This is a genomic window from Haloferax chudinovii (assembly GCF_042663345.1).
Taxonomy (GTDB): Archaea; Halobacteriota; Halobacteria; order Halobacteriales; family Haloferacaceae; genus Haloferax; species Haloferax chudinovii.
In genome coordinates, this window is the sequence record NZ_JBHTAB010000001.1 from 674,065 (window position 1) to 687,930 (window position 13,866).

Genomic DNA, 13,866 nt, shown 5'->3' on the forward strand with positions numbered 1-13,866 from the left:
CCGGCTCTCCCCACGCTTCAGACCGGCGTCGTCACGCGCACGGGAAGCCCGAGGGCGTCCACGGCGGCCGCGGCCACCTCGTCGCGGACGGCTTCGGGCGCGTAGACCCCGAGTCGCCACTGCGTCCGCTCTGCCGACCGGAGCGCGCCCACGAGTTCCGAGGCGTCTTCGAGCCGCCGGACGACGCCGTTGACGACGACGCGCGACCGGGACTCCTTGATTCGCGGCCGCGACGGCGCGTCCACGATGACCGATTCGGGCGACACGTCGGCGGCGTCGGCGATGTCCCGCTCGGCCGCCCGCGTCGCCTCGTAATCGAGTTCGACCACGTCGGTCGGCACGGCGTCGATGGGTGCCCAGACGGCCCGCTTGTAGAGGTCGCGGCGCTCGATGCGGCGGCCGAGGTCGGGCACGCGCTCGCCGAGGGCGACGAGCAGGTCGTGGTCTGCCATCCGGACGAACGCCTCGATTGGCACGCCGTCGTCGACGAGGCGCTCGGAGGCGCGTTCGAGCATCGCGCCCGCGATGCGGGAGACGTGGTGGCGGTAGACGGTCGCGTTCATCAGCGCCCGCGCGAGAAGCAGGGATTCGGCGGTCTGGACGTTCCCCTCGGCCAGTACGAGTTCGCCGTCCCGGTACCGGAGTTCGCGGACGAGGCGGCCGTGGTCGATGGTGCCGTAAGGGACGCCGGTGTGGTGGGCGTCGCGAACGAGGTAATCCATCCGGTCAACGTCCAACTCACCCGAGACTAACTGTCCGAGGCCGCCAGCGCCGTCGACCATGTCGGCGACGCGGTCCGGGTCGAGGCCGTGGTCGGTCAGGACCGCGCCGACTTCGGTCCCGTCGAGCAGGTGGTGAATCTCGTCGTGGTCGCGGCCGGTGCGCCGGCGGATGAGCTCTTCGGTCTGGTGGCCGTAGGGGCCGTGGCCGATGTCGTGGAGGAGCGCGGCGGCGCGGACGTGGGCGGCGCGGTCGCCGTCGACGCCGAGATGCGAGAGGGCGCGAGAGGCGAGGTGGTAGACGCCGAGGCTGTGTTCGAATCGCGTGTGGCTCGCGGAGGGGTAGACGAGCCGGACCGTCGAGAGCTGTTTGATGTGTCGAAGCCGCTGGAACGCGGGCGTGTCGACCAGTTCGGCGGCCACGGGGTCGAGGGAGATGTAGTCGTGGACGCTGTCCTTGACGGCGGTCATGGCGGGTGTTACACGAGAGGCGTCAAATAGCCGAGCATTCGGGTCGTCGCGGGGGCGCGATAGGCGGGCCGACTCCCGTTCGACCGCCCACAAACCGTTTCACGCGGGGGCGACGATACGCGCCCATGAGTCTCCGGTCGGCGCTCGGAAACGCACTCGGCTACGCCCTCCTCGGCCTCGCGTGCCTGTCCGTGATTTTCGCGGGCTACTGGGCCGCGATGAGCGCCCTGAACGGCGTGACCGCCGGGCGCGTGATGTTCGTCATGTCCGGCCTCGGCGCGGCGCTGATAACCGGCTTCTCGGGGTACTTCGTCAGGAAGGCGGTCGCCGGACAGGTGATGCCGTCGGAGTTCGACGTGTCGGTGGCCTATCGCGGCGGTCCCTGACGGGAGCTTCGTCGGTCTACACGGCCGTCTCGACCGCGCGGTCCGCGCGGCCCGCGACCGGCCGGCGTCTCCGGTGAAGGAACTTTCAAACGGACACTCCCCCTACGGCGCACCATGGTCACCTTCCTCGCCGGGGGTACGGGCACCCCCAAACTCCTCGACGGGGCCGCCGGGGTGTTCGACCCCGCCGAGACGACCGTCGTCGCCAACACCGGCGACGACGTGGAACTCGGCGGCCACCTCGTCTGTCCCGACGTGGACACCGTCCTCTTCGCCGGCGGCGGCGTCCTCGACACCGACCGCTGGTGGGGCGTCGCCGGCGACACCACCGCGACCGACGACGAACTCCACCGCCTCGCCGACGCGGCCGGCCTCGAATCCGGCCCGCGCTACCTCCCCGAATCCGCCCAGACCGCCGGCCGCGACATCGCTCGCTGGCGGCGCTTTTCGGGCGTCGCGGAGTTCATGGAAATCGGCGACCGCGACCGCGCGGTCCACATCACCCGCACCTCGCTTCTCGACGAGGGGAACACGCTCACCGAGGTCACACAGAGCCTCGCCGACGCCTTCGACCTCGACGTGTCGCTCCTCCCGATGAGCGACGACCCCGTGGCGACGCTGATTCACACCGACGAGGGGACGATGCACTTCCAAGAGTTCTGGGTTCACCGCCGCGCCGGCCCCGCCGTCAGCGACGTGGAGTTCCGCGGTGCCGACGAGGCCACCGTCACCGACGAGGTCGCCGACGCCCTCGAAGAACCCGTCGTCGTCGGTCCTTCGAACCCAGTCACGAGCATCGGGCCGATGCTCGCCATCGACGGCTTCGCGGCCGCCCTCGCCGACACCCCGGTCGTCGCCGTCTCGCCGTTCGTGGAGGACACCGTGTTCTCCGGGCCGGCCGCCGACCTCATGGCGGGCGTCGGCTACGACCCCTCGACCGCGGGCGTCGCCGAGGCCTACCCCTTCGCCGACGCGTTCGTCCTCGACGCGGCCGACGGCACCGACCTCGACCGGCCGGTCGTGCGAACCGACACCCGAATCGACGGTCCCGAAGACGCCGGTCGCGTCGCCCGCGCCGTTTCCGAGGCGCTCAGCGAGGTGTCGTGATGTTCGCCCCGCGGGTCGCCGTTTCGAGCCTCAGCGGCGAGTCGGACGCCGCGTGGGCCGACACCGCGGCTCCCCACGTCGGCGCGGCGTTCCTCGGCGGCGTCGCCCTCGACGAGCCCTCGCAGGCGGCGGCCCGCGACCTCGTCGCCCGGGGGCGCTCGGAGTTCCTCGCCGACGACCCGGTCGCCTTTGTCGCCGACCAACTCGATTCCCTCGCCGGATTCGACGGCGCGGACCGCTTCGTCGCCGTCAACGTCAGAGCGACCTCGCTCGACCCGATTCGGGAGGTCGCCACCGTCTGTGCCGACCGCGGCGCTGGCGTGGAGATAAACGCCCACTGCCGACAGGACGAACTGTGCGCCGTCGGCTGTGGCGAGACGCTCCTGCGCGACGCCGACCGACTGGCCGCGTACGTCGCCGCGGCCGCCGAATCGGACGCGCCGGTCGGCGCGAAAGTCCGCGCCGAAATCGACGGTGTTGACCTCCCGGGGCTCGCGGCCGCGCTCGCCGACGCGGGGGCCGACTGGCTCCACGTCGACGCGATGGACTCCGAGGCCGTGATCGCCGACGTGGCCGCCGCCGCGCCCGACCTCTTTCTCGTCGCCAACAACGGCGTCCGCGACCGCGAGACGGCGACCGAGTACCTCGACTACGGGGCCGACGCGGTGAGCGTCGGGCGTCCGAGCGACGACCCGACGGTCCTCCGCGGGGTCAGAACCGCCGTGGACGACTGGTTCGCCGGGCGCGAGAACGCCGCCGAGTCGGGCGACGAAAGCGGGGTGTCCGTCTGATGGTCGCGCCCGTCACCGACCGCGGGTTCGGCCCCGCGCGCCACGCCGAACTCGCGCTCCTGCTCGAAGTCGCCGGCACGCCCAAACCGGGGAACGTCGACCGCCGACGCGACCTCTCGGACCTGCACTTCGAGCAGTTCCTCACGGGCGCGGTCGGCTCCGCGGCCGGCCTCGAACTGGCCGAATCGGGCGCACCGGTCGGCGAGGCGTTCGAGGAGGCTGTCGCCGGCATGAGCCGACAGGGCGGCGGCAACACCCAGTTCGGCTGTCTCCTGCTTCTCGTCCCGCTCGTCCGGGCCGCGGCCGCCGAGGACCGCGACCTCACTCCCGCGGGTGCGACCGCCGTGGTCGAATCGACCACCGTCGCCGACGCGGTGGGGTTCTACCGCGCGTTCGAACACGTCGAGGTGGCGGTCGGCGACGCCCCCGACGACGCCCCGGACCTCGACGTTCGGCGCGGCGGCGACGCGGCCGACGCGCTCCGAGACCGCGGGGTCACGCTCTCCGACGTGATGGACCTGAGCGCCGAGCGCGACGCCAACGCCCGCGAGTGGACCGGCGGCTTCGCCCGGACCTTCCGCGCGGCCGAGGCCATCCTCGCCGACGACGGCCCCGTCACCGACCGCGTCGCTCGCGCGTTTCTCGACCTGCTCGCGGAGGAACCGGACACGCTCGTCGCCACGAACCACGGCGAGGCCGTCGCCCGCGACGTGATGGCCCGCGCGGCCGACGTTTCGGACCTCGACGAGGCCGAGGAACTGGCCGAGGCGTTCGTCGCCGAGGGAATCAACCCGGGGACGACCGCCGACATCGCCTGCGCGGCGACGTTCGTCGCGCTGGAGCGGGGGGTCCCGCTGTGAGCGACGAGCGCGAATCCGAGCGCGAACCCGCGGCCGACTGGCCCGTCGAACTCCGCGGCGTCACCGAGACGGTCGTCGCCACGCTCGGGCCGAACGACCGGTGGAACTTCGCGGCGCTCGGCGTCCACGCGCCGGCGGTCGGCGACGCGGGCGACGAAGATGGCGATGCACCCGCCAGCACGCCCTCGCCCCCAGCGACCGCGACGACGTGGGGCAACACCCGAACTCGTCGGAACTTCCACCGGCAGGGCGGCGGTATCGTCCAGTTCGTCTCCGACCCGCGGGCGTTCGTCGAGGCCGCGATGACGATTCACGAGCGGGAGTCACCGGTCCTCGATTCTGCCGACGCGTGGGCCGAAGTCGAGGCGACGCGAGTCGATTCCGGCGCGGACGGCGGGACCGAGTGGGAAACGTGGGAACTCCGGCCCGTCGATGCCGCGGTCGAGCGAACTCGACCGCTCACCATCAACCGCGGTTTCGGCGCGGTCATCGACGCGACGGTGGCGGCCTCGCGCCTCGACGTGCCGGCGTTCGATACCGGCGACCTGCTGGACCGACTCGACTACTTCGCCGAGACGGTCGAGAAATGCGGCGGGAACAGAGAGCGCGAGGCGTTCGCGCGAATCGACGAGTTGACGGGCTGGCGCGAGCGGGCGGCCGCGAGACGGAACGAATCGTTTTAGTGTTCGTCCGGGGAATCTCCCGACATGGCAATCAAGCCCAAGTACGTCAAGCAGCTTGGTAACATCCTGCTGGAGCGATACCCGCAGGCGTTCAACACGGACTTCGAGACGAACAAGGACAGCGTCGAGGAACTGACCACGGTCGAGTCGAAGGGCGTCCGCAACCGCATCGCCGGCTACATCACGCGCAAGAAGGGCGGCCAGGGCGCGTAAGTTCGAGTCAGTCGATTCTCTCTGCGAACACATCTTCTCCGGGTCGCGCGGAGCGGCCGCGCCGGTTCTCGCGCGCCGAGCGCTGTGACGCCCGCCGGCGTCAGTTCACCCAGTAAACGATACCCGAACGAACCGCTCCCGAGTCGTCCCCACCGCTCGCCGCCGCTCGTGAGCCGACCGGAGGAAGCGTTTAGTTCGCCCTCCCGAGATGCACCGATATGCGCGTCATCGGTCACCGCGGCTGTCCCGCCCTCGCACCCGAGAACACGCTCGCGGCCTTCGAGGCGGCCGCGACGCGACTCGACTGGGTCGAACTCGACGTCCGACGCTGTGGCTCCGGCGAACTCGTCGTCTTCCACGACGAGACGCTCGACCGCGTGACCGGCGCGTCCGGCCGCGTCGCCGAGACGAGTCTCGCGGAGTTGCAGGCACTCACGGTCGGCGACTCCGAGGAGTCGGTTCCGACGCTCGCCGCAGTGTTCGACGCCCTGCCGGACCGCGTCGCGGTCAACGTCGAACTGAAGGAGGCCGGCCTCGCAGACGACCTCGCGGCCGTCGTCGGCGAGGCGGAACACGAGATACTCGTCTCGTCGTTCGACGCCGAGGCGCTCCGTGAGGTGCGCGAGGCGACCGCGCTCCCGGTCGCGTTCCTCTTTGCGGCCGACTGGGCGGAGTCGCTGTCGATTGCCGCCGACCTCGACTGCGCGGCCCTCCACCCCCACTACGACCTGCTCTCGTCGGCGCGGGTCGACGAGGCGCACGACCGCGGCTTCGAGGTCAACGCGTGGACGGTCCCCGACCGCGAGGTCGTCCGGCGACTCCGGGAGTACGGCGTCGACGGCGTCGTCGTCGACGACCCGGCACTCGCGGTGTGAGCCGCCGGCTATCGGTCACCGATTTTCGACGGCCGACCACCAGCTCTCGAGACCGAACGTCGGAAAAAGGCGTCGCGTTCTGCCGTGAATCCGCGGTCGAACCGACTCAGAACCGGTCGACGCGTCCCGAGGCGGCCCACGCGTCGGTCGGCGCGCCGGCGGGGACGCGGCGGCCACAGCCGGTGACCGATTCGAGGCGGCCGGCGTACCGCCAGCGGTTCTCGTTCCACGTCTCCTCGTCGTCTTCTGCGGCCGCGGCGGCCGCGGCGACCGTCTGGTCGTGGAGGTGCGCGCCGACGGCGGCGGCGATGGCCGCGGCCTCCTCGTCGTCGGCGTCGTCCGGAATCGACAGCCCAGACAGCAGTTCGCCGCTCATAGCGGGATGTTGCCGTGTTTCTTGTCGGGGTGCGACTTGCGCTTGGAGTTCAGCATCCGGAGGTCGGAAATGAGGCGTTCGCGGGTCTCGCCGGGTTCGATGACGTCGTCGATGAAGCCGCGGTCCGCGGCGGTGTAGGGGTTGGCGAACTCCTCGCGGTACTCCTCGATGAGTTCGTCGCGGCGGGCGTCGGGGTCGTCCGCGGCGTCGAGTTCGTCGCGGTAGAGGATGTTGACCGCGCCTTGGGGGCCCATCACGGCGATTTCGGCGGTCGGCCACGCGTAGTTCACGTCCGCGCCGAGGTGCTTCGAGGCCATCACGTCGTACGCGCCGCCGTAGGCCTTGCGCGTGATGACGGTCATGAGGGGGACCGTCGCCTCGGAGTAGGCATAGAGGAGCTTCGCGCCGTGGCGGATGATGCCGTTGTGCTCCTGGTCGGTGCCGGGCAGGAAGCCGGGCACGTCAACGAACGAGAGGATGGGGATGTTGAAGGAGTCGCAAAAGCGGATGAAGCGCGCGCCCTTCTCGGAGGCCTCGATGTTGAGGGTGCCGGCGTTCACGCGGGGCTGGTTGGCGACGATGCCGACCGAGCGGCCGTCGAGGCGGCCGAAGCCGACGACGATGTTCTTCGCGAAGTCCTCCTGGACGCCGAAGAAGGAGCCCTCGTCGAGGACGCCGTCGAGGACGTCGTGGATGTCGTAGGGCTTGCGGGGCTGGTCGGGAACGACCTCGGCGAGGTCGTCGTCGACGCGCTCGGGGTCGTCCCACGGCTCGACGCGCGGCGGGTCCTCGACGTTGTTCTGCGGGAGGTACGAAAGCAGGTGGCGGATGTCGTCGAGCGCCTGCTCTTCGGTGTCGGTGGCGAAGTGAGCGACCCCGCTGGTCGAGGTGTGGGTCGTCGCGCCGCCGAGCTCGTCGAAGGTGACCTCCTCGCCCGTGACCGTCTTGATGACGTCCGGGCCGGTGATGAACATGTGGCTCGTGTCGCGGACCATGAACGTGAAGTCCGTCAGCGCGGGGGAGTACACCGCGCCGCCCGCGCAGGGGCCCATGATGGCGGAAATCTGCGGGATGACGCCCGACGCCTCGGTGTTGCGGCGGAAGATTTCGCCGAAGCCGCCGAGCGACTGGACGCCCTCCTGAATCCGCGCGCCGGCGGAGTCGTTGAGGCCGACGACGGGCGCGCCGACCTCTATCGCCTTGTCCATCACCTTACACACTTTCTCGGCGAACACCTCGCCGAGCGAGCCGCCGAAGACGGTGAAGTCGTGGGCGAAGACGAAGACGGTTCGGCCGTCGACCTCGCCGTAGCCGGTGATGACGCCGTCGCCGGGGAGCTTCGTCTCCTCCATGCCGAACTTGTGGTTGCGGTGGGTTCGGAACTGGTCGAACTCCCGGAAGGTGCCGTCGTCGAGGAAGTAGTCGATGCGCTCGCGGGCGGTCATCTTACCCTTGTCGTGCTGGGCGGCGATTCGGTCCTCACCGCCGCCTTTCAGGGCTTCCTCGCGCTTCTCGCGGAGTTCGTCGATCCGGTCTTCCATCGTCATGCCAGACCACCTTCGCTCATTGAAACATCGGTCCGCAGTCCTCGGTCAAAGGAGTTCCGCAATCCGGCAACCCTTACTTCGACAGTTGTCGAATAATAGGTGGAACAATCATCACAGTTGTCGGCGGAGGCGCGGACCGCTTCTCGCGGTCGCGTCGCGGAAAACGGAGGGTTCGGAGGCGAGTCGCCGCTCGAACGCGGCGGAGAGGTCGCCGCTCAGACGACCGAGTCGGGCTGTCGAAGGCCGAAGAAGGCGGCGGCGGACCCGACGACGGCGACGGCGACGGTCGGCCAGAAGCCGATGGTCGTGTCCACGCCGAAGTGCGTGAGGAGCGTGAAGACGAGGAACAGCGGGAGGACGACGCCGACGGCGAAGAGCCACGGCGTTCCGAGGGACTTTCCGAAGTCGCCCGCGCCCGCGGCGAACTCTTCGAGCGCCTCGCGTCCCATGACCCAGCCGACGAACAGGAGGAACGCGGCGAGGCCGGCGGTCAGGAGGACGTTCACGAGCGGCCCGGCGACGAAGCCGAAGATGCCCGGGTTGAACGCGCAGACGGTTCCGGTGACGGCGACGACCCCGGTCATCCCGGCGACGGCGCGGTGGCGGGAGACGCCGTACTCATCGACGAGGAACGCGACGGGGATTTCGAGCATACTGATAGAACTCGACAGCGCCGCGAGCGTCACGACGGCGAAGAACGCGGTGGCGATGAGCGTCCCCGCGGGGAGTTGCGAGAACGCCCCGGCGAGGCCGACGAACAGCGCGCCCGGTCCGGTGCCGGTCTCGGTCGGGTTGATGCCCTGCGAGAACAGAAGCGGGAAGACGACGAGGCCGGTGATGATGCCGACGCTCGTGTTGAGAATGGCGATGGCGCTCCCGTCGAAGGGGAGCGACCGGTCCTCGCCGAGGTACGAGGAGTACGTTATCATCGTGCCCGCGCCCAGCGAGAGGGTAAACAGCGCCTGCCCGGCGGCGGGGCCGAGGATGGCGAAGAAGTTCTCGGAGATGACAGAGGGGTCGAACCGGAGGAAGAAGGCGTAGCCCGCGGCCGCGTTGGGCTGGGTCGCGGCCCAGCCGGCGAGGCCGACGAGGAGGACGAGCACGGCGGGCATCATGACCTTCGTGCCGAGTTCGATGCCCTTGCGGACGCCCGCGAAGACGATGAGCGCGGTCAGGCCGAGGAACAAGAGGTGGTAGAGCGCCGCGTCGACGCCAGCGGAGACGCCGCCGAAGTACTGGCCCGGATTCGTGAAGTACGCGGGGTTCCCGCCGACGACCGCGGCCCCGCTTTCGAGGAGATAGCGGATGATCCACCCGCCGACGACGCTGTAGAACGAAAGCAACGAGATACCGGTGACGACCGAGAATGCGCCGACGATACCCCACTTGTTCGACCCCGAGAGGTCCCGGAGCGCCCCGACCGGCGACTTCTTCGCGCGGCGACCGATGACGAACTCGCCGAGGAGTCCGGGGACGCCGACGAGGAGGACGATGCCGAGGTACACGACGAGGAACGCACTGCCGCCGTTTTCTGCGGTCTGCCACGGGAACCGCCAGATGTTCCCGAGGCCGACCGCGCTCCCGACGGCCGCGAGGATGAACCCGAGCCGTGTTGCCCATGTTTCTCGTGTCATTGACACCCATTGCCAGTCCACCGGTAAAAGGGCTTTCGGACCGACGATACGTCATCGGAGAAATTTAACGGTTTTGGGTGGTCTACGAGCGAAAATTGCCGTGGAATAGTCGAAGAAAACGCGTCGCTATCGACGATTCCTAACCGCCCGAAAAGCGGGACCGTTCGCCGCCTCAGAGGGGCGGGATGATAGCCGGGCTCTCGCCGAGGAACAGCGTCTGGAGGCCGAGGGCGAGCGTCGCCACGACGGCGACGATGACGAGCGTGCGGGCGAGCCAGAGCCACGTCAGGCCGACGCCCTCGCCGAGTCCGCTCCCCTTCATCAGTTCGTCGATGGCGGGTGCGCCGTAGACCCACGCCGCGAAGACGAGGATGCCGAGGACCGAAAGCGGGAGGAGAAGCTGGTAGGCGAGCGTGTCGAACCAGCCGAGCCACGCGGAGTCAATGGCCGAGGGGACGCCGAGCAGGAAGATGGTCCCGCCGAGGCCGACGGCCATCTGCGGGCGGGACACGTCGTAGTTGTCGATGGCCCACGAGACGACGACTTCGAGCAGGCTAATCGCCGACGAGAGCGCCGCGATGAGCACGACCGCGAAGAAGACGAAGCCGATTATCTGGCCGCCGGGGATGTCGCCGAACGCGCCGGCGACGCTGATGAACACCGCGCCCGCGCCGCTCGTGTTGGGGTCGATGCCCTGCGCGAACAGGAGCGGGAGGACGACGAGCCCGGCGAGGATGCCGACGAAGCTGTTCAGGAAGACGATGGTGATACCGTCGCCGAACAGGCTCTGGTCGCCGTCGATGTAGGAGGCGTAGGTGATCATCGCGCCCATGCCGAGCGACAGCGAGAAGAACGCCTGCCCGACGGCGAAGGGGACGATTTCGGCGAAGTTCTCCGACAGCGCGTTGAAGTCGGGCGAGAGGAAGTACGCGTAGCCCGCCGACGCGCCGGGGAGCGTGAAGGCGAAGACGGCGAGCGCGCCGAGGATGACGATGATGCTCGGCACCATCAGCTTCGTCGCCTTCTCGATGCCGTCTTCGATGCCGGCGGCGACGATGCCGACGACGAGCGCCATGAACACGGCGTGGAGCGCGAGCGCCTCCATCCCGGCGGACACCTGACCGAAGTACTCCGCGGGGGCGGCGAAGTACGCGCCCGTCAGGCTCCCGCCGATGTATCGGAGGACCCAGCCGCCGACGACGCTGTAGTACGACAGAATCCAGAAGCCGGTGAACAGGCCGATGGCACCGACGACGCGCCACTCCTTGTAGCCGAGTTTCTCGAAGGCGCTGATGGTGTTCAGGTTGGCTTTGCGTCCGATGACGAACTCGGCGAGGATGGCCGGGAGGCCGATGCCGAGCGCCGCGACGAGGTAGACGATCAGGAAGGAGGCACCGCCGAACTCGGCGGTCTTGAACGGGAACTGCCAGATGTTCCCGAGGCCGACCGCACTGCCGACGGCCGCGAGGATGAACCCCGCCCTGGTTGCCCACGTTTCACGTTCGGTCATGTCTACCACCCTGTTGCCGATGTGGGTGTGATAAATGACGCGGTATGCCGTCGCATATCGGGGGGAAATCAACATAATTCTCCAACCAACTGTAGTATGAGGAACGTTCGTCCGAATTCAGACCCCAAATATCCTCATTTTTCTAACGAGTGTCGTGTTCGTGAATCCCTTACGCACCGCGTAAAAATTCGCGCGCACCGAAACGAATGTCATACCGTCTCGTGACGGGTGTTGCCACGAGTCGGGCGTCTCAGGCCTCGCCGTACACCGGGACGGCCGCGCCGCTCGTCACGGGGGTCGCGTCCGAACAGAGCGCGAGGACGGTCCGGGCGATTTCCTCCGGTTTGACCCACGCGTCGAAGTCGGCGTCGGCCATCATCTCGCGGTTCATCGGCGTGTCGATGACGCTCGGCATGACCGCGTTCGCGCGCACGACCCCGCGGTTCTCCTCGGCGATGGTCTCCGTGAGCAGGCGGACGCCCGCCTTCGACGCCCGGTAGACGCCGTCGCCCTCGCCGCCCTCCAGCGACGAGCGGGCCGAGACGCTCACGACGGACCCCTCGGTCTCGCGGAGATGCGGAACCGCGTGTTTCGACGCGAGGAACATCGTCTTGAGATTCACGTCGAACAGGAAGTCGAAGGTGTCCGCGTCCGTCTCATCGACCGGCGTCCCGCCGCGCCACGTCCCGGCGATGTTGGCGAGGTGGTCGAGGCGGCCGAAGTCGGAGACGACCGCGTCGACGACGCGCGCCACGTCGTCCTCGTCGGTGAAGTCTCCCTCGTAGAATCGAACGTCCTCGGCCTCGAAAAAGCCGTCTTCGTCGTCGGGTTCGACCACGTCCGCGGCCGCGACTGACGCGCCCGCCTCGTAGAACGCGCGGGCGACTGCGCCGCCGAGCGCGCCGCTCGCACCGGTCACGAGAGCTACGGTTCCGTCGAAGTCGAATATCACGTCCATACGCTGTGCGATACGTGCGCACGGAACATAACTCGGTCGCGGCTGTGCGCCCGGCGGCGACCGGCCGCGTCGTCACCCTTCAGCGTCGCCGTCAGGGCGTGATGACTAACTTGCCGAGGAAGCTGTCTTCCATGACGGCGCGGTGGGCCTCGGCGGCCTCGTCGAGGTCGTAGGTCCGCGCCACGTCGATTTCGAACTCGCCCGCGCCCATCTGGCCGGCGAGTTCGCGCAGGGGCGCGGAGAGGTCGGGCGTGTTGAACATGCTCATCATCGTCAACGAGAGGTCCTTCCCCCGAGCGGCCGACGACAGGTCGAAACCGACTTCGGGGTCGTTCTCGCCGATGCCGACGATGCGACCGCCGTGGGCGGCCACGTCGGCGTCGAACTGGAGGTAATCGTCCAACCGGTGGTCGAGCGTCAGGTCCACGCCGTCGCCCGTCGCGGCGTCCACGACGGCGTCGGCGAGGTCGTCGCGGTCGTAGTCGAGGACCACGTCCGCGCCGAGTTCGGATACCCGGTCGTGGTAGTCGGGCGCGGCGGTGGCGATGACGCGAGCGCCGGACGCCGCGGCGAGCTGGACCGCGGCGTGACCCACACCGCCGGAGCCGCCGTGAATCAGCACCGTGTCGCCGAGCTGTATGCCGCCGTGGTCGACGAGGGCGCGCCACGCGGTGACGCCGGCGACGCCCGCGCCGCCGGCCGCGACGAGGTTCACGTCGTCCGAGAGGACCGCGAGGCGGTCGGTCGGAACGGCCGCGAACTCGGCGTAGCCGCCGTAATGATCCTTGCCGATGCCGGTGCCGACGACGTGGTCGCCCTCCGCGAATCCCGTCACGTCGGCCCCGACCGCCGCGACCGTCCCGGCCACGTCGATGCCGGGAATCATCGGCATCGCGAACGGCTGGTACGAGCCTTCCCGGAAGTACGTGTCGACGGGGTTGACGCCCGCGGCCGCGACTTCGACGAGGACCTCGCCCGCCGCCGGCTCGGGCGTGTCGATGTCGTCTACCTGAAGCACGTCGCGTCCGCCGTGGTCGTGGAATCTGACAGCGCGCATAGTTACACAGAAGTTCTTATCCTATTACGTATTTTCCCTACACTATGGACCGAAACCTCGCGCCATGGCAGAAACGAGACGGTCCAATGTATCTCTCCGAGAAACAACTCTTGAACCGGCTAGTAGAGCGTGGGGTTTCCACGCCCGAGGACCTCGCGGAGGACCGGTTTCGAGAGAACGTAATTCGGCTTCAATGCCGCTTGCTGAAGCAGAACGATGTCGACTTTCCCGACGAGGAGTGGCCCGGAGATCATATTGAGCGTGCCGTACTGCATTCCAAGATAATTCGTGGCCTCCATTCGGATGTGAAATACAATTCCCTGTGGCTGAAAGACGAACTATACGTTAGTTGGCATCGCTATTTCCGAAACTTCCTCTTGGACTGCGAGAATCGTATGTCGATGAAGCCGACGCTCAAACAGTTACGAAGCGTAATCAACCACGGTCGGGAAAACGGATTTTAGCTTAGACTCGGTCCTCGGCGACCTCACCGGGCGAACCCATTGCCACGTATTTGTCGTGGTTCCTCTCGATGTTCTTGCTGATTAGATCCAGCGTATCTGGGTTCATCTCTGTATGCGCTTTAGATTGCATATACCCAAAAGTGTTTTCCTATCCAGAGCTTCGGGTTGATTTGACCCTACGCGTGCCGCTCAGCCCTCATAGAATGCATATATGC

15 protein-coding genes are annotated in these 13,866 nt (G+C 68.3%); 7 read left to right on the top strand and 8 right to left on the bottom strand.

Annotated elements, in window-relative coordinates:
- Positions 1-17: 17 nt before the first annotated feature.
- On the bottom strand, positions 18-1,190 hold the full coding sequence (locus tag ACFQI8_RS03560) for an HD domain-containing protein (RefSeq protein WP_390242836.1): 1,173 nt from the start codon (positions 1,188-1,190) through the stop codon (positions 18-20).
- 125 nt (positions 1,191-1,315) lie between these two features.
- On the opposite strand from ACFQI8_RS03560, the gene ACFQI8_RS03565 reads away from it, so the two are divergent.
- The 7 genes from ACFQI8_RS03565 (at position 1,316) to ACFQI8_RS03595 (ending at position 6,105) form a co-directional block, all read left to right on the top strand.
- Entirely contained in the window at positions 1,316-1,576 is a 261-nt protein-coding gene (locus ACFQI8_RS03565; RefSeq protein WP_390242837.1) for a hypothetical protein, read from the top strand.
- A 114-nt stretch (positions 1,577-1,690) separates the two neighbouring features.
- On the top strand, positions 1,691-2,683 hold the full coding sequence (gene cofD, locus ACFQI8_RS03570; protein ID WP_390242838.1) for a 2-phospho-L-lactate transferase: 993 nt from the start codon (positions 1,691-1,693) through the stop codon (positions 2,681-2,683).
- Positions 2,683-3,474, top strand: a complete 792-nt coding sequence (locus ACFQI8_RS03575) for a tRNA-dihydrouridine synthase (RefSeq protein WP_390242839.1) — start codon at positions 2,683-2,685, stop codon at positions 3,472-3,474. Before cofD ends, ACFQI8_RS03575 begins: the two co-directional genes overlap by 1 nt.
- A complete protein-coding gene (locus ACFQI8_RS03580) occupies positions 3,474-4,334 on the top strand; it encodes a triphosphoribosyl-dephospho-CoA synthase (protein ID WP_390242840.1) in 861 nt (286 codons plus the stop codon). Before ACFQI8_RS03575 ends, ACFQI8_RS03580 begins: the two co-directional genes overlap by 1 nt.
- Positions 4,331-5,017: a DUF447 domain-containing protein gene (locus ACFQI8_RS03585; RefSeq protein ID WP_390242841.1), complete on the top strand. Its 687-nt coding sequence runs from the start codon at positions 4,331-4,333 to the stop codon at positions 5,015-5,017. Before ACFQI8_RS03580 ends, ACFQI8_RS03585 begins: the two co-directional genes overlap by 4 nt.
- Before the next feature lie 24 nt (positions 5,018-5,041).
- The gene (locus ACFQI8_RS03590) at positions 5,042-5,230 is read left to right on the top strand and encodes a 30S ribosomal protein S17e (protein ID WP_004042417.1); all 189 of its coding nucleotides are present in this window, start codon (positions 5,042-5,044) and stop codon (positions 5,228-5,230) included.
- A 218-nt stretch (positions 5,231-5,448) separates the two neighbouring features.
- A complete protein-coding gene (locus ACFQI8_RS03595) occupies positions 5,449-6,105 on the top strand; it encodes a glycerophosphodiester phosphodiesterase (protein WP_390242842.1) in 657 nt (218 codons plus the stop codon).
- Between the two features lie 106 nt (positions 6,106-6,211).
- Here the strand turns inward: ACFQI8_RS03595 and ACFQI8_RS03600 are convergent, their stop codons facing one another.
- The 7 genes from ACFQI8_RS03600 to ACFQI8_RS03630 form a co-directional block, all read right to left on the bottom strand.
- On the bottom strand, positions 6,212-6,481 hold the full coding sequence (locus ACFQI8_RS03600) for an acc operon protein (protein ID WP_390242843.1): 270 nt from the start codon (positions 6,479-6,481) through the stop codon (positions 6,212-6,214).
- The gene (locus ACFQI8_RS03605) at positions 6,478-8,022 is read right to left on the bottom strand and encodes an acyl-CoA carboxylase subunit beta (protein ID WP_390242844.1); all 1,545 of its coding nucleotides are present in this window, start codon (positions 8,020-8,022) and stop codon (positions 6,478-6,480) included. Before ACFQI8_RS03605 ends, ACFQI8_RS03600 begins: the two co-directional genes overlap by 4 nt.
- 221 nt (positions 8,023-8,243) lie before the next feature.
- Entirely contained in the window at positions 8,244-9,662 is a 1,419-nt protein-coding gene (locus tag ACFQI8_RS03610; RefSeq protein WP_390242845.1) for a sodium-dependent transporter, read from the bottom strand.
- Between the two features lie 172 nt (positions 9,663-9,834).
- A complete protein-coding gene (locus tag ACFQI8_RS03615; RefSeq protein ID WP_390242846.1) occupies positions 9,835-11,172 on the bottom strand; it encodes a sodium-dependent transporter in 1,338 nt (445 codons plus the stop codon).
- A gap of 250 nt (positions 11,173-11,422) precedes the next feature.
- The gene (locus ACFQI8_RS03620) at positions 11,423-12,130 is read right to left on the bottom strand and encodes an SDR family oxidoreductase (protein WP_390242847.1); all 708 of its coding nucleotides are present in this window, start codon (positions 12,128-12,130) and stop codon (positions 11,423-11,425) included.
- Between the two features lie 91 nt (positions 12,131-12,221).
- The gene (locus ACFQI8_RS03625) at positions 12,222-13,187 is read right to left on the bottom strand and encodes an NADPH:quinone reductase (protein ID WP_390242848.1); all 966 of its coding nucleotides are present in this window, start codon (positions 13,185-13,187) and stop codon (positions 12,222-12,224) included.
- Between the two features lie 119 nt (positions 13,188-13,306).
- Positions 13,307-13,486 carry a hypothetical protein gene (locus ACFQI8_RS03630; protein WP_390242849.1) on the bottom strand — a complete coding sequence of 60 codons (180 nt, stop codon included), beginning with the start codon at positions 13,484-13,486 and terminating at the stop codon, positions 13,307-13,309.
- Between the last annotated feature and the right edge of the window lie 380 nt (positions 13,487-13,866).